The sequence below is a fragment of the Bittarella massiliensis (ex Durand et al. 2017) genome (assembly GCF_009876955.1).
In the GTDB taxonomy this organism is placed as follows: domain Bacteria; phylum Bacillota; class Clostridia; order Oscillospirales; family Ruminococcaceae; genus Bittarella; species Bittarella massiliensis.
On record NZ_WWVY01000009.1, the window covers coordinates 20,733 to 40,420 of the forward strand.

The 19,688-nt window shown below is 64.7% G+C and carries 16 protein-coding genes; 15 read left to right on the forward strand and 1 reads right to left on the reverse strand.

From position 1 onward, the window contains the following. Positions 1–27 precede the first annotated feature (27 nt). The 11 genes from GT748_RS10390 (at position 28) to GT748_RS10440 (ending at position 16,302) form a co-directional block, all read left to right on the forward strand. Positions 28–2,127: a ribonuclease J gene (locus GT748_RS10390; protein ID WP_083546596.1), complete on the forward strand. Its 2,100-nt coding sequence runs from the start codon at positions 28–30 to the stop codon at positions 2,125–2,127. Positions 2,128–2,179: 52 nt separating this feature from the next. Continuing rightward, positions 2,180–4,156 carry a DHH family phosphoesterase gene (locus GT748_RS16030; RefSeq protein ID WP_021659426.1) on the forward strand — a complete coding sequence of 659 codons (1,977 nt, stop codon included), beginning with the start codon at positions 2,180–2,182 and terminating at the stop codon, positions 4,154–4,156. 55 nt (positions 4,157–4,211) lie between these two features. Then, positions 4,212–4,658, forward strand: a complete 447-nt coding sequence (rplI, locus tag GT748_RS10400; protein WP_021659427.1) for a 50S ribosomal protein L9 — start codon at positions 4,212–4,214, stop codon at positions 4,656–4,658. A 121-nt stretch (positions 4,659–4,779) separates the two neighbouring features. Continuing rightward, positions 4,780–6,135, forward strand: a complete 1,356-nt coding sequence (gene dnaB / locus GT748_RS10405; protein ID WP_021659429.1) for a replicative DNA helicase — start codon at positions 4,780–4,782, stop codon at positions 6,133–6,135. Next, entirely contained in the window at positions 6,125–7,522 is a 1,398-nt protein-coding gene (gene tilS, locus GT748_RS10410) for a tRNA lysidine(34) synthetase TilS (protein ID WP_161222341.1), read from the forward strand. Before dnaB ends, tilS begins: the two co-directional genes overlap by 11 nt. A gap of 4 nt (positions 7,523–7,526) precedes the next feature. Next, a complete protein-coding gene (hpt, locus tag GT748_RS10415; RefSeq protein WP_044992738.1) occupies positions 7,527–8,066 on the forward strand; it encodes a hypoxanthine phosphoribosyltransferase in 540 nt (179 codons plus the stop codon). A 29-nt stretch (positions 8,067–8,095) separates the two neighbouring features. Beyond that, positions 8,096–10,093 (forward strand): ATP-dependent zinc metalloprotease FtsH, encoded by a 1,998-nt coding sequence (gene ftsH / locus GT748_RS10420; protein ID WP_021659764.1) that lies wholly within the window; start codon positions 8,096–8,098, stop codon positions 10,091–10,093. Positions 10,094–10,294: 201 nt separating this feature from the next. Continuing rightward, positions 10,295–10,813 carry a hypothetical protein gene (locus tag GT748_RS10425; protein ID WP_073260884.1) on the forward strand — a complete coding sequence of 173 codons (519 nt, stop codon included), beginning with the start codon at positions 10,295–10,297 and terminating at the stop codon, positions 10,811–10,813. 287 nt (positions 10,814–11,100) lie between these two features. Then, positions 11,101–13,080, forward strand: a complete 1,980-nt coding sequence (locus GT748_RS10430) for a DNA gyrase/topoisomerase IV subunit B (protein ID WP_021659766.1) — start codon at positions 11,101–11,103, stop codon at positions 13,078–13,080. A 42-nt stretch (positions 13,081–13,122) separates the two neighbouring features. Beyond that, entirely contained in the window at positions 13,123–15,363 is a 2,241-nt protein-coding gene (locus GT748_RS10435; RefSeq protein WP_021659767.1) for a DNA gyrase/topoisomerase IV subunit A, read from the forward strand. Between the two features lie 282 nt (positions 15,364–15,645). Further along, entirely contained in the window at positions 15,646–16,302 is a 657-nt protein-coding gene (locus GT748_RS10440) for a CatB-related O-acetyltransferase (protein ID WP_021659769.1), read from the forward strand. 103 nt (positions 16,303–16,405) lie between these two features. Here the strand turns inward: GT748_RS10440 and GT748_RS10445 are convergent, their stop codons facing one another. Then, on the reverse strand, positions 16,406–16,735 hold the full coding sequence (locus tag GT748_RS10445) for a winged helix-turn-helix transcriptional regulator (RefSeq protein WP_021659770.1): 330 nt from the start codon (positions 16,733–16,735) through the stop codon (positions 16,406–16,408). Between the two features lie 196 nt (positions 16,736–16,931). Between GT748_RS10445 and GT748_RS10450 the strand changes: the two genes are divergently transcribed. From GT748_RS10450 to GT748_RS10465, 4 genes are all read left to right on the forward strand, one after another. Then, complete coding sequence (locus tag GT748_RS10450) at positions 16,932–17,333, forward strand: pyridoxamine 5'-phosphate oxidase family protein (RefSeq protein ID WP_044992736.1); 402 nt, start codon at positions 16,932–16,934, stop codon at positions 17,331–17,333. Between the two features lie 15 nt (positions 17,334–17,348). Next, positions 17,349–17,972: a 4Fe-4S binding protein gene (locus GT748_RS10455; RefSeq protein ID WP_021659772.1), complete on the forward strand. Its 624-nt coding sequence runs from the start codon at positions 17,349–17,351 to the stop codon at positions 17,970–17,972. 88 nt (positions 17,973–18,060) lie between these two features. Then, positions 18,061–18,837: a protein-ADP-ribose hydrolase gene (locus tag GT748_RS10460; protein WP_021659773.1), complete on the forward strand. Its 777-nt coding sequence runs from the start codon at positions 18,061–18,063 to the stop codon at positions 18,835–18,837. Then, positions 18,782–19,651, forward strand: a complete 870-nt coding sequence (locus tag GT748_RS10465; RefSeq protein ID WP_044992737.1) for an SIR2 family NAD-dependent protein deacylase — start codon at positions 18,782–18,784, stop codon at positions 19,649–19,651. The genes GT748_RS10460 and GT748_RS10465 overlap by 56 nt, the downstream gene beginning before the upstream one ends. The last annotated feature ends 37 nt before the right edge of the window (positions 19,652–19,688 follow it).

A 19,688-nucleotide genomic window follows, 5' to 3' on the forward strand; every position in this document is an offset into this window, starting at 1 on the left:
TCCGCCCCGCAGTTACAGGAGGAACAAATGGCAGAATCAACCACCGACAAGAACAAGACCCAGGGCGCTTCTCAGCCCCAGCAGAAAAAGAGCGGCCGCAGCGGCGGCAACCGCCGTCCCCGCCAGGGGCAGGGCCGCCCCGCCAAAAAGGCGACCCCGGCCCAGGCGGCCAAGGCGCAGGAGCAGGCCCAGGCGGGCGCGGCCAAGCAGCCGGCCCAAAAACAGGCCCCCCAGAAAAAGCAGGCCGCGGCGGCCAAACAGTCCGCCCAGGGCGGCCAGCGGCGGCCCTCGAGCCGCAGCCGCCAGCCCAAAAAGGCGACCCCGGCCCAGGCGGCCAAGACCGCAGCCGCCGCCCAGAGCGCCGCGCTGGCCCCGGCCGCCGCGCCCCAGGAGCAGCCCCAGGCCGAGGGGAAGAAAAAGACCCCCTTCGGCGGCCGCAAAAAATCGGCTTCCGGCAAAAAGGGCGGCGCCCTGCCGCTGCGCATCGTCCCCCTGGGAGGGCTGCACGAGGTGGGCAAAAACTGCACCGCCGTCGAGTACGGCGAGGACATCGTGGTCATCGACTGCGGCCTCACCTTCCCCGACAGCGACATGCCCGGGGTGGACATCGTCATCCCCGACTTCACCTATTTGATCGAAAATAAAAAGCGGATCCGCGGCGTGGTCCTCACCCACGGGCACGAGGACCACATCGGCGGCCTGCCCTACCTGTTGAAGGAGATCAGCGTCCCCCTCTACGGCACCCGGCTCACCCTGGGCCTGGTGGAGGGCAAGCTGGAGGAGCACCGCCTGCTGGAAAAGAGCAAGCTCAACGTGGTGGCCGCCGGCGACCGGGTGCAGCTGGGCAGGATGCAAGTCGAGTTCATCCGGGTCAACCACTCCATCCCCGGCGCGGTGGCGCTGGCCTTCCACACCCCCGCGGGGACGCTGGTGCACACCGGCGACTTCAAGATCGACTACGACCCCATCGACGGGGAGATGATCGACCTGGCCCGCTTTGCCGAACTGGGCAAGGAGGGGGTCACTGCGCTGCTGATGGACTCCACCAACGCCGAGCGCCCCGGCATGACCGCCTCTGAGCGCAGCGTGGGCCGCTCCTTTGAAAACCTCTTTGCCAAGGCGGGCAACCGGCGGATCATCATCGCCAGCTTCGCCTCCAATATCCACCGCATCCAGCAGATCATCGACACCGCCCACAAGTTCCGGCGCAAGGTCCTCGTCAGCGGCCGCAGCATGGAAAACGTCACCGCCCGCGCCATCGAGCTGGGCTACCTCAAGGTGCCCAAGGGCCAGCTCATCGAACTGGCCGAGGCCGGCGACTACCCGCCGGAGAAGCTGGTGGTCATCACCACCGGCAGCCAGGGCGAGCCCATGGCCGCCCTCTCGCGGATGGCAAACGGCACCCACCGGCAGCTGTCGGTCAACAGCCGCGACTTCATCATCATCTCGGCCCGGCCCATCCCCGGCAATGAAAAGCATGTGGGCAACGTGGTCAACGCCCTCTTCAAGCTGGGGGCCGAGGTCATCTACGAGAGCATGTACGAGGTGCACGTCTCCGGCCACGCCTGCCAGGGCGAGCTCAAGACCATCCTCGCCCTGACCAAGCCCCAGTACTTCATGCCGGTGCACGGCGAGTACCGCCACCTCATCAAAAACGCCGGCCTCGGCCGCTCTCTGGGCATCCCCGAAAAGAACATCGTCATCAGCGAAAACGGCCGGGTGGTCGAGTTCGGGCCCCGGGGCGTCAAGAAAGACGAGCTGGTCACCGCCGGCAAGGTCATGGTGGACGGCCTGGGCGTGGGCGACGTGGGCAGCATCGTCCTGCGCGACCGCAAGCGCCTGAGCGAGGACGGGCTGCTGACCATCGTCATCACCATCGACTCCGAGACCGGCGAAGTGGTCGCCGGCCCCGACATCGTCACCCGCGGCTTTGTCTATGTGCGCGAGAGCGAACAGCTCATCAAAGAGGCCCGGGCGGTGGTGGCCAAAACCCTCGATAAGTGCCTGGAGAGGGAGGTCAACGACTGGGCCGACCTCAAGCTGAACATCCGCGAGGCCCTGTCCATGTTCCTCTTTCAAAAGACCAAGCGCAGCCCCATGATCCTCCCCATCATCATGGAGGTCTGAGGCAACGATCTGGCCGCCCCCGGCGGGGCGGCGCCATTGGGAAGGTGAAGGCGTGAAAAAAAGCTACAAGGGATTTTACCCCCTCCTCTATGTGATCGCCGGCTGCTGTGTGCTGCTGACGGCGCTGGCCTGGTTTGTCCACCCGCTGCTCTGCGCGGCCATGGGTGTGGTCTCTGCCGGGGTGGTGGCCGTCACCTGGTGGATGATCGCCGGGCTGCGCCGCCGGGCCTTTCAGGTCATCGACGTGGTGGCCTCCGACATCACCTTTGAGCGGGGGGCGGCCATCCAATCCTTCCCCCTGCCCACGGCGGTCACCGCGGCGGACGGGGAGATCCTCTGGCACAACGGCCTCTTTGCCGCCATCTTCGGCAAGGGGGAGGGGGACTGTTTCAGCGACGGCCTCTCCCGGCTCATCTCCGGCTTCAACCTGGCCAAGGCCAAGCAGCCCACCGGCTGCCCGGTGCGCATCGGCGACCGGTTCTTCTCGGCCTTTGCCGCCGTCTCCCTGCGGGAGGGGCGGGAGACCTCGGTGGTCTACCTCTGCGAGACCACCAAGCTCAAGCGCGACTCCATCGAGTACCTGCAATCCCGCCCCTGCATCTTCAGCATCCTGGTGGACAACTACGACGACATCCTCCAGTCCTACAAGGAGAGCGAGAAGGCCCGGGTCACCGGCGAGGTGGAGCGGAGCTTGGAGGAGTTTGTGGGCCGGCAAAACGGCATCCTCATCAAGATGAACAACCGCCGTTTCTTCGCCGTGGTGGAGTACCGCTACATGCACAAGATCATTGAGGAGCGCTTCCCCATCCTCGACGACGTGCGCAAGATCACGGTGGACGGCAAGGTGCCCATCACCGTCTCCATCGGGGTGGGGATGCAGCCGGACAACCTCACCGGCAACCTGGAGACCTCCCGCCACGCCCTGGACATGGCCCTGGGCCGGGGGGGCGACCAGGTGGCGGTCAAGACCGTCAACGGCTACGACTTCTACGGAGGGGTCTCCAAGGGGGTGGAGAAGCGCACCAAGGTGCGGGCGCGGATCATCGCCTCCGCCCTGCTGGAACTCTGCAAGATCCACCGGCAGGTCATCATCATGGGCCACCGCTTCTCCGACATGGACAGCGTGGGCTCCTCCGCCGGGCTCTGCCGGGGGCTGCGGCTGCTGGGGATCGACGCCTTTGTGGCCGTCGACCGGCAGACCACCCTCTCGGCCCCCCTCATCGAACAGATCGGCGCCGCCGGGTTTGAGTCCCTCTTTGTGGACGCCGCCGCGGCCCGCGACCTGGTGGATGACGAGACCCTGGTGGTGGTGATGGACACCCACGCCAAGCCGATGGTCGAGGTGCCCGAACTGCTGGAGCGGTGCAAGTCGGTGGTGGTGATCGACCACCACCGCAAGCGGGTGGACTACATCGAAAACGCCGTCATCTTCTACCACGAGCCCTACTCCTCCTCCGCCTCCGAAATGGTGGCCGAGCTGCTGCAGTACCTGGGCGACGGGGAGAAGGAGGTGGAGGCCGTCTTCGCCGAGGCCCTGCTGGCCGGGCTGGTTTTGGACACCAAGAACTTCGCCGTCAAGACCGGGGTCAAAACCTTTGAGGCGGCGGGCTATCTGCGCTCCCTGGGGGCCGACACGGTGGAGGTCAAGCGGCTCTTCTCCTCCACCATGGAGGACTTTCAAAACCGCACCGCCATCGTCACCGGGGCCCACGTCTACAAGAGCTGCGCCATCGCCAAATCCCCCGACGACATCCCCGACATCCGGGTGGTGTCTGCCCAGGCGGCGGACGAGCTGCTGGAGATCTCCGACGTGCGGGCCTCCTTCGTCCTCTTCTCCCAGGGCAGCCAGGTGAACATCTCGGCGCGCTCCCTGGGGCAGCTCAACGTCCAGTTGATTTTGGAGAGTTTGGGCGGCGGCGGCCACCACACCATGGCCGGCGCCCAGCTGCGGGAGACCAGCCTGGACACCGCGGTGAAGATGCTGGAAAAATCCATCGACCTCTACTACGAGCAAAACCACATTCAATAGATACCACCAGATGAAAAGGCCCCCGCGAGCGGGGGAGAGAAGGGAGAGAACTGCCATGCAGGTCATTTTGAAACAGGACGTGAAGGGAACGGGAAAAAAGGGAGAGTTACATAAAGTTTCCGACGGGTACGCCCGCAACTTTTTGCTCCCCAAAGGGCTGGCCATCGAGGCCGACGCCCAGGCCATCAACGACCTGAAAAACAAGCAGGCCGCCGCCGAGCACCACACCCAGGAGGACATCGCCCGCTGCAAGGAGGAGGCCGCCAAGATAGACGGCAAGACCGTCACCGTCAAGGCCAAGGCCGGCAAAGAGGGCAAGCTCTTCGGCTCGGTCACCGGCAAGGAGATCGCCCAGGCCGTGCAGGACGCCTACGGCGTGGCGGTGGACAAGCGCAAGATCAAGCTGGACACGGCCATCAAGGCCTTTGGCAGCTACAGCGCCCAGGTGAAATTCGCCCACTCCATCGAGGCGGAGATCAAGGTTTCGGTAGTCGAGCTGTAACAGCGCCGCAGGGGGACGACGGCGGGCCGGGAAAACCGGCCCGCCCGCGTCCCCTTTCGCCGTGTAAGTGAGAAGTCGAGGCGGGCCCCGAGGGGCGCCCGCCCAAGAAGGAGGGACTGCGGTGGAACCGCTGCAACCAACCGGGGACGTGTACGGCCTGAATATGCCCTACAACCTGGAAGCCGAACAGTCGGTGCTGGGCGGCATCCTCATCGACCCCAACTGCCTCTCCACCGTGTTGGAAAGGCTGAAGCCCGAACACTTTTACAACCCCCAACACCGGGAGATCTACGCCTGCATCATCCGGATGTTCACCGCCGGCGAGCCCATTGACTTTGTCACCCTGCTCAACGAGGTCTGTGACCGGCAGATTTTTGAGACCAAAGACCAGGCCAAGATCTACCTGACCAACATCGCCCAGATGGTGCCCTCCCTCTCCAACATGGAGACCTACGCCCGCATCATCGAGGAGAAGTACTACCTGCGCACCCTCCTCTACACCGCCCGGGACATCATCGACACCACCTCCGAGGGGGAGCAGGACGCCAAGATGCTGCTGGACATCGCCGAGCAGAAGATCTTCGACATCCGCCAGGGGCGCACCACCCAGGGGCCCCAGCGCATCGACGGCATCATCATCGACACCTTCGACAGCCTGCAGCAGATTTCCGGCGACGACAAGCAGGCCTTCACCGGCCTCTCCACCGGCTTTTCGGCGGTGGACAGCCTGATTTTCGGCCTCAACAAGTCCGACCTGATCCTGCTGGCGGCCCGCCCGGCCATGGGCAAGACCAGCTTCGCCCTCAACATCGCCACCAACGTGGCCAACCGCAGCGACAAGGCGGTGGTCATCTTCTCGCTGGAGATGAGCAAGGAGCAGCTGGTCTCCCGCGTCCTCTCCAGCGAGGCGTCCATCTCCAACTCGGCCTTTCGCACCGGCGACCTGACCGGGCAGGAGTGGGCCAACCTGGTGGCGGTGGCCGAGCACCTCTCCCAAAAGGAGATCTACATCGACGACTCCTCGGGCATCACCGTCCCCGAGATGAAGGCCCGGCTGCGGCGGATCAAGAACCTGGGGCTGGTGGTCATCGACTACCTGCAGCTGATGACCTCCGGCCGCCGCATCGAGAGCCGGGTGGCGGAGGTGTCCGAAATCACCCGGAGCCTGAAGATCATGGCCAAGGAGTTGGACGTGCCCATCATCACCCTCTCCCAGCTCTCCCGCGGGCCCGAGAGCCGCCCCGACAAGCGGCCGATGCTCTCCGACCTGCGCGAGTCCGGCTCCATCGAACAGGACGCCGACATCGTCATGTTCCTCTACCGGGACGAGTACTACAACCGGGACACCGAGGACGTGAACATCGCCGAGTGCATCGTGGCCAAAAACCGCCACGGCGAGGTGGACACGGTGAAGCTGAGCTGGGACGGCTCCTACACCCGCTTCGCCTCGCTGGAAACCTACCGCGATGCCCCGTAACCCAGAGGGGGAGGGGCTGCGGGCGGCCGTCTGCGCCGCGGTGCGGAGGCACCGGATGTTTTCCCCCGGCGAGCGGGTGATCGTGGCCCTCTCGGGCGGGCCGGACTCGGTGGCCCTCCTCCACGCCCTGTTGGCAAGCGGGGAGGAGCTGGGGGCCCGGCTCTCGGCCTGCCATCTCAACCACCGGCTGCGGGGGGACGAGGCCGGACGGGACGAGGCCTTTGTCCGCGCCCTCTGCGCCGAGTGGGGGGTGCCCCTGTACGCCTTTTCCGAGGACGTGCGGGCCGCCGCCCGGTCCCGGGGCATCTCAGAGGAGTTGGCCGGGCGGGAGATCCGCTACCGCCTCTTCGGCGAGCTGGCCGAGCGAGAGGGGGCGAAGATCGCCACCGCCCACCAGCTCACCGACCAGGTGGAGACCGTCCTCTTTCGCCTCACCCGCCGCGCCGGGCTCGACGGGCTCTGTGGCATCCCTCCGGTGCGGGGCCCCTTTATCCGCCCCCTGCTGGGCTGCACCCGGGCCGAGGTGGAGGACTACTGCCGGGAGGAGGGGCTCCCCTTTGTGGTGGACTCCACCAACGGGGACGAGACCTATGCCCGCAACCGCATCCGGCTGCAGGTGTTGCCCGACCTGCGGCAGCTCAACCCCAGCCTGGAAAAAACGGTGGCCGCCACCGCCGGCTACCTGGCCCAGGACCGGGATTTTCTCAATCTTCGGGCCGCCGAGGCATACGCTGATTGCAAGGGCCCCGGCGGCGGGGTGTTCCCCCGCCTGAACGCCGCCGCCTTTGCGGCCCTCCACCCGGCGTTGCAGGGGCGGGTGGCCCGGCTCTTTTTGCCCGACTGCGCCCTGCCCGCCACCGCCCTGGCCGCCGAGGCGGTGGCGCGGTTGGCCGCCGGGGAAGAGGGGGAGCGGGAGCTGGCCGCCGGGCGCTACCTGCGCCGCCAGGAGGGGCTTCTCGTCTGCCGGGAGCGGACCGTCCCCCCGCCGCCGGCGGCGCCCTGCGAGCTGGCGGTGGGCAAAAGCGCCAGTATTTTTGGCAAAACCCTCACCCTCTGTGTCACAACAGCGGAAAATGGCGCAATTCTAGAAAAAGTTCACAAAAACCACTTAATAAATTGTATGGACTATGATAAACTAAAGACTACACTTGTTGCGCGCGGCCGCCGGGAAGGGGACAGCATCTCCCTCTCCCGGCGGGGCGTCACCAAAACGCTGAAAAAGCTGTTTTGCGAGCTGGGCATCCCCCCCGAAGAGCGGGGGCGGGTCCCGGTGGTCGCCGACGGCGAAGGGGTGGTCTGCATCCCCGGCGTGGACGTGGCGGCCCGGGTCGCCGTGACCGGAAAAACCGAGAGGATAGCGGTACTGTACTGCGGGGAGGACGTATAAAATGATGAAAGACGACGTGCTGAAGACCCTGATCGGCGAAGAGGAACTCAAGGAGCGGGTGCGGGAGCTGGGCGAGCAGATCACCCGGGACTACCAGGGCAAGAACCTGCTGCTGGTGAGCGTGCTCAAGGGCTCGATTGCCTTTATGGCGGACTTGATGCGGGCCATCGACCTGCCCCTGTCCATCGACTTCATGGCGGTTTCAAGCTACGGCGCAGGGGTCAAGACCTCCGGCGTGGTCAAGATCATCAAGGACCTGGACATCGACCTCAAGGGCTATGACCTGCTGATCGTCGAGGACATCCTCGACTCGGGCATGACCCTCAGCTACATCATGGAGATGTTGGAGGCCAGGGAGCCCAGTTCGGTAAAGATCTGCACCCTGCTCGACAAGCCCGAGCGCCGCCAGGTGTCGGTGGCCCCCGCCTATGTGGGCTTTACCGTCCCCGACGAATTCGTCATCGGCTACGGGCTGGACTACGACGAGAAGTACCGCAACCTCCCCTATATCGGCGTTCTCAAACCAGAAGTTTACACGAAATAGCAAAAGCAGTCAGTTAGGAGGCTAAGCCGTTGACAAAAAAGAGAGGGAAAGGCTCCGGCACAGGAATCTATGTACTCATCCTGTTGGGGCTGGTGGTCTGCGCCTTCGTCCTGCTCAACCTCAAGACGGGCGAGACCAGGACCTACCAAGAAGTCATCGGGTATTTTGACGACCAGAAGGTGGAGAAGTTCACCCTGGATTTCGGCAGCGGGGAACTCAAGGCCAAGCTGCGGGGCCAGGAGGAGACCGTCACCTACAACGTGCCCAATGTCAAGATGTTTGTGGACCATGTGGAGCCCGGCGTGCTCGAGTACAACGAGAAGCACCCCGACGCCCCCATTGAGTACGACTACACCCCGCCGGTGGAGGCCCCCTGGTGGGCGGCCATGATCCCCTACGTGCTGCTCATCGGCGGGATGGCGCTGCTGTGGTTTTTCATGTTCCGCCAGTCTGCGGGCAGCGGCGGCAAGATGAACTCCTTCGGCAAGGCCAAGGTCAAACCCCAGCAGGGAGAGGGCCCGGGCCGGGTCACCTTCCAGGATGTGGCGGGCGCCGACGAGGAGAAGGAAGAGCTGCGCGAGGTGGTGGAGTTCCTCAAAAACCCCGGCCAGTTCTCCGCCCTGGGCGCCCGCATCCCCAAAGGGGTGCTGCTCATCGGCCCTCCGGGCACCGGCAAGACCCTGCTGGCCAAGGCGGTGGCGGGGGAGGCCAAAGTCCCCTTCTACTCCATCTCCGGCTCCGACTTTGTGGAGATGTTTGTCGGCGTGGGCGCTTCCCGCGTGCGCGACCTCTTTGACCAGGCCAAGAAGAGCGCCCCCAGCATCATCTTCATCGACGAGATCGACGCGGTCGGCCGCCAGCGCGGCGCCGGCCTGGGCGGCGGCAACGACGAGCGGGAGCAGACCCTCAACCAGCTGCTGGTGGAACTGGACGGCTTTGGCGCCAACGAAGGGGTCATTGTCATCGCCGCCACCAACCGCCGCGACGTCCTCGACCCCGCCCTGCTGCGGCCCGGCCGCTTTGACCGCGAGGTCTATGTGGGCTACCCCGACATCAAGGGGCGGGAGGAGATCTTGCAGGTCCACGCCCGCAACAAACCCCTGGGCCCCGACGTGGATCTGGGCGTCATCGCCAAGACAACAAACGGCTTCACCGGCGCCGACCTGGCCAACCTCCTCAACGAGGCGGCCCTGCTGGCGGCCCGCAAAAACCGCAAGGCCATCACCGAGGCCGACATTCAGGAAGCCACCATCAAGGTGGTGGCCGGCCCCGAGAAGAAGAGCCGGGTGGTCTCCGACAAGGAGCGCCGCCTGACGGCCTACCACGAGGCGGGCCACGCCATCGTCACCTACTACTGTAAGTCCCAGGACCCGGTCCACCAGATCTCCATCGTCCCCCGGGGCCAGGCGGGCGGCTACACCATGAGCCTGCCGAAGGAGGACCGCAACTACCGCACCCGCTCCCAGATGTTTGAGGACATCGTCACCCTGCTGGGCGGCCGGGTGGCCGAGTCGCTGATGCTCGACGACATCTCCACCGGCGCCTCCAACGACATCGAGCGGGCCACCAACATCGCCCGGGCGATGGTCACCCGCTACGGCTTCTCCAAGGAGCTGGGCCCCCTGGTCTACGGCACCGACCAGCAGGAGGTGTTCTTGGGGCGCGACCTCAACCAGGCGCGCAACTACTCCGAAGAGGTGGCCTCCAAGATCGACAAGGAGATGCGGGCCATCATCGACAGGGCGTACAGCCAGGCCAAGACCATTTTGGAGGAGCACACCGACGCCCTGCACACCGTGGCCAAGGTTTTGCTGGAATACGAAAAGGTCGACGGCGAGACCTTCATCAAATTGATGGAGACCCCGCTGCTGGAAGGGGAAGAGGCGGCTCCGGCCCTCTCGGCTCCGGCGGGCGAACCCCCGGTCCTGCCCGAGGGGAACGGCGGTCTGCCGACGCCCCCCGCTCCTCCGGCCCAGCCCGATGCGGGCGAGGGCGGAGAAGAGGACAAGAGCGGCCCCCAAGCATAGCACTTTTTACCAAACAGAGATAGGCGGCTGCCGAACTACCGGCCGCCGCCTTTTTGCGCCCGCTCGTAGGGGGGCATCTGCTTGGCGGCCGGTGCGGTTTTTGCCCTCCTCTTTGACGCCCATTTTTTACCCAAATCTCACCGCCCCGTCACCGTTTTTTCATAAAAGCTGGGTATCCTATCAACACAGGGAGGTGGCACGATGGACTGCTATTACGAAATCGACAGCTATGTGACGAGAGAGGGGCTGCAGGCCATGGGCGCGGCGCTGGCCCCCGGGCGCGGGGTACAGCGCGCCACCCGCGCCGCCCTGCTTGCCACCGCCCTCCTCTTTTTTGCCGCCGCCCTTGCCCCGGCCCTCTCCTCGGTGTGGGGCGGGCTCTTCCTGCAGGCCGCCTTCTTCTTGCTGGGGCTTACCGTGTTGGCCCTCGCCCTCTTCTGGGAGGGGTTGCTGCCCCAGCTCTACTGCCGGAAAAACGGCCCTCTGCTGGGCCGCCAGCACCTGATGCTGGGGCGGCGGCAGATGATTTGTACCGCCGGTGGGCGGGAATGGCGCCTTGTATACGCCGAGGTGGTGCGTGCCCGCGAACAGGGCGGCGTCATCTACCTGAGCGACGGAACGCGGCACCTGGCGGTGGACCGCCGCGGCCTGCCCCTGGAACAGGCGCAGGAAATTGCGGCGCTGTTGCGCCGAAAGCTGCCCGGCGGGGTCTGGGGATAGCTCCCTTTTGCCCGCCGGCAGAAAAATAGATGGCGCGGGGGACCGGCTGCACAGTGGGCCGGCCCCCCGCGCCCCTTTTGTGCGCGCCCCGGGGCGGGCGCATAAGTGGGCAAAAAGGGCGCAGAATCACCAAAGACGGCTGTCGGCCCTTGACAGTCCGCCCTGTTTTGAGATACTCTAATAAAGTTGGGAAGTGCGCCCGCCGCCCCCTGATTCTAAGGGGTCCGCCGGGCGCCGCTCCCGTTATCCGACGCCGCACCGACAGAGAAAAAGGATGTAGAGCAGATATGACAGCGAAAGCCAAGCAGTACGGCAACGAAAGCATCACCGCCCTGAAGGGGGCTGACCGGGTCCGCAAGCGCCCCGGTGTTATTTTTGGTTCAGACGGGCTGGAGGGCTGCGAGCACTCGGTCTTTGAGATCCTCTCCAACTCCATCGACGAGGCCCGCGAGGGCTTTGGCGACAAGATCGTGGTCACCAAGTACCGGGACAACTCCATCGAGGTGGAGGACTTTGGCCGGGGCATCCCGGTGGACTACAACACCCGGGAGAAAAAGTACAACTGGGAACTGGTGTTCTGCGAGCTCTACGCCGGCGGCAAGTATGGCCAGGGCGGGGACAACTACGAGTACTCCCTGGGTCTCAACGGCCTGGGGCTCTGCGCCACCCAGTACGCCAGCGAGTACATGGACGTGGAGATCTACCAGGGCGGTTTCCGCTACGAGATGCACTTTCAAAAGGGCGAGCCGGTGGGGGAGCTGCAAAAGGAGCCCACCACCCGCAAAAAGACCGGCACCCGCATCCGCTGGCGGCCCGATCTGGACGTCTTCACCGCCATCGACATCCCACTGGAGTACTACCAGGAGACCATCAAGCGCCAGGCGGTGGTCAACCCGGGGGTCCTCTTTCTGCTGCGGGCAGAGGGGGACGGCGGCTTTGAGGAGTTCACCTACCGGTACGAAAACGGCATCAAGGACTATGTGCAGGAGCTGGCGGGGGAGGACACCCTCACCGCTGTCCAGTACTGGCAGACCGAGACGGCCGGCCGGGACCGGGCCGACAAGCAGGACTACAAGGTCAAACTGTCGGTGGCCTGCTGCTTCTCCAACCGGCGGCAGGTGGTGGAGTACTACCACAACTCCAGCTTCCTGGAGCACGGCGGTTCCCCCGAGCGGGCGGTGAAGACGGCCTTTGTCTACCAGATCGACGCCTACTTGAAGCAAAACGCCAAGTATCTCAAGGGGGAGAGCAAGATCACCTACCAGGATGTGGCCGACGCGCTGGTGCTGGTCTCCTCCTCCTTTTCGACCCAGACCTCCTATGAAAACCAGACCAAAAAGTCCATCACCAACGCCTTTATCGCCCAGGCCATGACCGACTTTCTCAAGCGCTCGCTGGAGGTCTACTTCATCGAGAAGCCGGAGGAGGCGGGGAAGATCGCCGACCAGGTGCTCATCAACAAGCGCAGCCGGGAGAAGGCGGAGAACACCCGCAAAAACCTGAAAAAGACCCTCACCGCCACCATCGACATGGCAAACCGGGTGCAGAAGTTTGTGGACTGCCGCACCAAAGACGTCTCCCGGCGGGAGGTCTACATCGTGGAGGGCGATTCGGCCCTGGGGGCCTGCAAGCTCTCGCGGGACGCCGAGTTTCAGGCCATCATCCCGGTGCGGGGGAAGATCCTCAACTGCCTCAAGGCCGAGTACGACAAGATTTTTAAAAGCGAGATCATCACCGACCTGATCAAGGTGCTGGGCTGCGGGGTCGAGGTCAAGAGCAAGGCCAACAAGGACCTCCTAAGCTTCAACCTGGACCAGCTCAAGTGGAACAAGGTCATCATCTGCACCGATGCCGACGTGGACGGCTTTCAGATCCGCACCCTGATCCTCACCATGCTCTACCGGCTGACCCCCACCCTCATAAGGGAGGGGTACGTCTTTATCGCCGAGTCGCCCCTCTATGAGATCACCACCAAGGACAAGGTCTACTTTGCCTACAACGAGAGCGAAAAGGCCGACATGTTGCGGGAGATCGGCAGCCAGAAATACACCATCCAGCGCTCCAAGGGGCTGGGCGAAAACGACCCGGACATGATGTGGATGACCACCATGAACCCCGAGAGCCGGCGGCTGATCAAGGTCACCCCCGACTCGGTGGAGGAGACCGCCACCATGTTCGACATCCTGCTGGGGGACAACCTGGCCGGCCGCAAGGAGTTTATCGCCGAGCGCGGACAGGACTACCTGGACATGCTGGACGTGTCCTGATCCAGACGCGCCCCAGGAAAACGCTTTTGAGAGGGAAATGATATGGCACCCAAAAAGAAAAAAGAGGCCCCGCGGCAGAAGCGGGCCATCCCCAACGCCGAGATCGCCGGGGCGGGGATCGTGGTGGAACAGCCCATCACCAACACCCTGCAGGAAAACTACATGCCCTACGCCATGAGCGTCATCGTCTCCCGGGCCATCCCCGAAATCGACGGCTTCAAGCCCGCCCACCGCAAGATCCTCTACACCATGTACAAGATGGGGCTGCTCAAGGGCGGGCGCAGCAAGTCAGCCCGCATCGTGGGCGAGACCATGAAGCTCAATCCCCACGGGGACGCCGCCATCTACGAGACCATGGTCCGCCTCTCCAAGGGCAACCAGACCCTGCTGCACCCCTACGTGGACTCCAAGGGCAACTTCGGCAAGGCCTATTCCCGGGACATGGCCTACGCCGCCTCCCGGTACACCGAGGCCAAGCTGGACGCCATCGCCGAGGAGCTCTTTCGCGACATCGACAAGGACACGGTGGACTTTGTCGACAACTACGACAACACCATGAAGGAGCCCACCCTGCTGCCGGCCACCTTCCCCACCATCTTGGTCAACGCCAACCTGGGCATCGCCGTGGGGATGGCCAGCGCCATCTGCTCCTTCAACCTGCGGGAGGTCTGCGAGGCCACCATCGGCATCCTCAAGGACCCGGACTGCGACATCAGCGAGACCATCAAGGCCCCCGACTTCCCGGTGGGGGGCATCTACCTCTACGACGAGGCAGAGCTTCGCAAGGTCATCGACACCGGGCGGGGCAGCTTTAAAATCCGCGCCAAGTACCGCTATGACGAGAAGGAAAACTGCCTGGAGATCACCGAGATCCCCCCCACCACCACGGTGGAGGCCATCATCGACAAGATCATCGACCTCTCCAAACAGGGCAAGCTGCGGGAGGTCAACGACATCCGCGACGAGACCGACCTGGGCGGGCTCAAGATCGCCATCGACCTAAAGCGCCGGGTGGAGCCGGACAAGCTGATGGCCAAACTCTACCGGATGACCCCCCTGCAGGACAACTTCTCCTGCAACTTCAACGTCCTCATCGCCGGGTCGCCCCGGGTGATGGGGGTGCGGGAGCTGCTACAGGAGTGGACGGCCTTTCGCCGGGAGTGCGTCCGCCGCCGGGTCTATTTCGATTTGGAGAAGAAAAAGGCCCGGCTGCACCTGCTGCTGGGGCTCGAAAAGATCCTGCTGGACATCGACAAGGCCATCCGCATCGTGCGGGAGACCAGGGAGGAGCAGGAGGTCGTCCCCAACCTGATGATCGGCTTTGGCATCGACAAGATCCAGGCCGACTACGTGGCCGAAATCAAGCTGCGCCACCTCAACCGGGAGTACATCCTCGCCCGCACCGGCGAGATCGAGACCCTGAAGGCGGAGATCGCCGAGATGGAGGAGATCCTCGGCAGTCAGAAGAAGCTGGACAAAATCATCATCGGCGAGCTCAAAGAGGTGATGGCCAAGTACGGCCAGGACCGCCGCACCGAAATCAGCTATGTGGACGAGCACGTCTACGAGCCGGAGGAGGAGCAGGTGCAGAGCTACGAGGTGCGGCTGTTCTTCACCGCCGAGGGCTACTTCAAGAAGATCACCCCCCAGTCCTGGCGGATGAGCCAGGTGCACAAGCTCAAGGAGGGGGACTTCATCGCCCAGGAGATGGACGCCAACAACGACTGCGAGCTGCTCTTCTTCACCGACCGCCAGCAGGTCTACAAGGCCCGCTGTGCCGACTTTGCCGACACCAAGGCCAGCCTCATCGGCGACTTCATCCCCGCCAAGCTGGAGATGGAGCCGGGGGAGAAGTGCCTCTACATGGTGGCCACCAAGACCTTTGAGGGGTATATGCTCTTCTTCTTTGAAAACGGCAAGGTGGCCAAGGTGGGCCTCTCGGCCTACCAGACCAAGACCAACCGCAAAAAGCTGGTGGGCGCGTACAGCGACAAGTCCCCCCTGGTGGCCATCGACTACGCCCCCGAGGACAAGGAGTATCTGCTGCGCACCTCGCTGGACCGGATGCTCATCGTCAATTCGGCCCTCATCGCCCCCAAGCAGACCAAGAACACCCAGGGGGTGGCGGGCATCAAGCTGACCAAAAAGGCGGTGCTGCAGAGCGTGCGCCCCCTGCGGGAGGCCGAGCTGGCCGACGAGCACCGCTACCGCACCAAGACCATCCCCTCCATGGGGGCCAAAATCGCCGCGGAGGACCTGGCCAGCCAGTTGACCCTGGGCTGATGGGCCGACGGCGAAGAACGCTTTCAAAATACAGTGGGCGCCCTGCGGCGCGGCGAGAGGCCGCGCCGGGGGACGCCCCTTTTTTGTGCGGCTGGGGAGGATGTTCCTCTGCCTTTCCCACCGCCCGGGTGTGGACAACGGCTCTTTTGTGGGGTAGGATAGAGGGGAAGGCGGGCCGCCCGGCCCGCAGAGACAGAGAGAAGGGGATCAGGTGAAGCGCTGCATTGCCGCCGCCGGGATAGCACCGAACTAAAACACCGCTTACAAGGAGGTTTTTCAGTTATGCCTATTCCGGCCAAAACCATCTACCCGCGCACCGGGGACCGCCAGACGGTCTATCTGGACGCGGTCACCGAGGGGCCCCGCATTCAGGTGGGGGCCTACACCATGTACAACGATTTTGTCAACGACCCGGTGGACTTTGCCAAGAACAATGTGCTCTACCACTACCCCGTCAACGGCGACAGGCTGATCATCGGCAGCTTCTGCTCGATTGCCTGTGGGGCCAAGTTCCTCTTTACCAGTGCCAACCACACCCAGCGCTCCCTCTCGACCTACCCCTTCCCCCTCTTTTACGAGGAGTGGGGGCTGCCGGTGGCCGAGGTCGCCACCGCCTGGGACAACCGGGGGGACATCGTCGTCGGAAACGACGTCTGGATCGGCTACGAGGCCGTCGTCCTCTCGGGCGTCCACATCGGCGACGGGGCCATCGTCGGGGCGCGGGCGGTGGTGACCAAGGACGTGCCGCCCTACACCGTGGTGGGGGGCGTGCCGGCGAAACCCATCAAGCGCCGATTTGACGAGGAGACGGTGCAGCGGCTGCTGGCGGCCCGCTGGTGGGACCTGCCGCGCCCGGCCATCGAGGCGCTGCTGCCCGCCATCCGCAGCGGCGATGTCGAGGCCCTCTGCCGGGCGGGGGAGGGGCGTCCCCTGTACTGATTGCCCGCCCCGTTGCCCTGAGATGGGGGCGGCGGGGGGAGAGATAAAGGGAGAGGGCGGGCCGCCGGCGCAGAGCTGGCAGCCCGCCCTCTTTTCTTTTTTCCTAGGCGGAGGGGGTGTTTTGGGCCTTGTACTGTTCGCCCCAGTCCCACATGGCGTCGAGGATGGGGCGGAGGCTGTACCCGGTCTCGGTGAGGGTGTACTCCACCCGGGGCGGCACCTCGGGGTAGACCTTGCGACTCACCAGGCCGCTGGCCTCCATGGCCCGCAGCTGGGCGGTGAGCACCTTCTGCGAGACGCTGCCGATGGAGCGCTTGAGCTCGCCAAAGCGCTTGGTGCCGGAGAGCAGGTCCCGCAGGATCAGCACCTTCCACTTGTCGCCGATGAGGGTGAGGGTGGTCTCCACCGGGCAGGCGGGCAGCTGTTTTTCCATCTCGTTTCCTCCTTTTTCTGCGCGCGGGGGGGAAAAGGAAGTTCCCCACAAACCGCACGATCACACAATGGTTTCCATTTGGTAACTACACCACTTTATAGTGCGTACTTTACGAAAAGCGCCTGTGGGACTAGTATAGGGTCGTGGGAGGGAAAAGTCAACTCCTCCCCCTGAGCGACACAGGAGGTGCCTTATGATGAACGAAGTGGTCACATTTTTGCAGGAGAACCCGGTGCAGTACCTGGCGACCGTGGGGCGGGACGGCAAGCCCAAATGCCGGCCGTTCATGTTTTGTTTTGAGAGAGAGGGCAAACTCTGGTTTTGCACCAACAACACCAAGGAGGTCTACAAGGACCTGCAGGAGAACCCCTATGTGGAGGTCTCCACCTCCAGCCCCGCCTACGCCTGGATCCGCCTGAGCGGCAAGGCCGTCTTTGCCGACGACCGGGCGGCGAAGGAGGGGTGCATGGAAAACCCCATCGTTAAGGGCCAGTACCAGAGCGCCGACAACCCGATCTTTGTGGTCTTCTACCTGGAGGGGGCCAAGGCGGTCCTGGCCGACTTTTCCGGCAACCCGCCCCGGGAGTACACCCTTTAAGGGGGAGGGGACGCGGTGAACGCACAGCAGTGTTTGACCTACCTGGTGGAGGAGATCCACTCCACCGTGGCGGCCACGGTGGATGAGCAGGGGCTGCCCCACACCTGCGCCATCGACATGATGCTCGCCGACGAGGGGGGCCTCTACTTCCTCACCGCCCGGGGCAAGGCCTTTTACCGGCGGCTGATGGCCCGGCGCTATCTGGCCCTCGGCGGGATGAAGGGGGAGGACACCCTCTCCACCGTGGCCGTCTCGGTGCGGGGCTGGGTGAAGCCCCTCGGCCGGCAGCGGCTGGAGGAGATCCTCGAGAAAAACCCCTACATGCGGGAAATCTACCCCACCGAGGCCAGCCGCCGGGCGCTGGAGGTGTTCTGCCTCTACCGGGGGGAGGGGGAGTATTTCGACCTCTCCCAGCTGCCGCCCTTTCGCCAGACCTTCTCCTTTGGCGGGGAGGAGGGCCGGGCGGCGGCCTACCAAATCGACCCGGCCCGCTGCATCGGCTGCCAGGCCTGCCGGGAGGTCTGCCCCACCGGCTGCATCAGCGGGGAGAGCCCCCGCACCATCGACCCGGCCCACTGCATCCACTGCGGCAACTGCGCGGACGCCTGCCCGGTGGGGGCGGTAAACCAACCGAATTGAACGGCAGGGGCCAATTCCCCCGGCAGGGCAAAACCGGCCGGGGGCGTTGCCGTCCCCTTTGACAGATATAAAGAGAGGAGCAGGAGCGATGGATCAGGACGAGCGCAGGGTCTACCTGCTGCAGGCCCTTTTGGCAGAGCGGCAGGAGGAAGGGGGGACGATCCCCTCCTCGCCGGGGGAACAGTGGCGGCTGCTGCGCAGCCTTTTCAACATCCGCCAGCCCAAACCGGTCAGCGAGGCGTTTTTACAGGTGCAGGACGCCTACTTGCAGGAGGAGACCGCCCGCAAGGGGATCGTCGACTGGGCGGACCTCGCCCCGGTGGAGGGGGGCATCGCCCTCTGGCGGGGGGACATCACCGCCCTGCGCATCGACGGCATCGTCAACGCCGCCAACAGCCAACTGCTGGGCTGCTTCTGCCCCTGCCACGGCTGCATCGACAACGCCATCCATACCTACGCCGGGGTGCAGCTGCGCCTGGCCTGCGCCGAGCTGATGGCCCGCCAGGGGGAGGAGGAGCCGGTGGGCCGGGCCAAAATCACCCCCGGCTTCAACCTACCCTGCCGGTACGTCCTCCACACGGTGGGCCCCTACGTGGCCGGCCCCCTGACCGAGGGGCACCGCCGTCAACTGGCCGACTGCTACCGCGCCTGCCTGGCGCTGGCGGAGGAGCGGGGGCTGCGCTCCCTGGCCTTTTGCTGTATCTCCACCGGGGAATTTCACTTCCCCGCCGAGGCGGCGGCCGAGATCGCCGTCAAAACCGTGCGGGCCCACCGGGCCCTGTCAAAGCGACCACTGGAGGTGGTGTTCAATGTCTTTACAGAGAGGGACCTCGCCCTCTACCGGCTGCTGCTGGGCAGAGGTTGAACGGCTGCGGCAGGCCCTGGCGGCGGCCGACGCGGTGGTGGTGGGGGCCGGGGCCGGGCTCTCCACCTCGGCCGGGCTGACCTACACGGGGGAGCGGTTCGAGAAGAACTTTGCCGACTTCAAGGCCCGGTACGGCATCGGGGACATGTACTCCGGCGGCTTCTACCCCTACGGCAGCTTGGAGGAGTACTGGGCCTGGTGGAGCCGCCACATCCTCCTCAACCGCTACGACCAGCCGCCGGGCGGACCCTATCTCGACTTGCTGCGGCTGCTGGCGGGGAGGGACTACTTTGTCCTCACCACCAATGTGGACCACCAGTTTCAACTGGCGGGCTTTGACAAGAGGCGGCTTTTCTACACCCAGGGGGATTACGGCCTCTGGCAGTGTTCCCGCCCCTGTCACGACCGCACCTACGACAACGAGGAGGTGGTGCGGCAGATGGTCCGGCGCCAAAAGGATCAGCGGGTCCCCGGTGAACTGGTGCCCCGCTGCCCGGTCTGTGGGGCGCCCATGGCCATGAACCTGCGCTGTGACGGCCGCTTTGTGGAGGACGAGGGCTGGCATGAGGCGGCCCTGCGCTACCGGGCCTTTTTGGAGGGTCACCGGGGCCGACGCCTCCTCTTTTTGGCGCTGGGGGTGGGGGGCAACACCCCGGTCATCATCAAGTACCCCTTCTGGCAGATGAGCGCCGAAAACCCCAGGGCCACCTACTGCTGCATCAACCTGGGAGAGGCCTCCGCCCCGCGGGAGCTGGCGGGGCGGGCCATCTGTATCGATGCCGACATCGGCCAGGCCCTGGCGGCCCTCGATTAAAAAGGGGGAGTACAAAAGAGAGAGTGCCCGGCGCGCA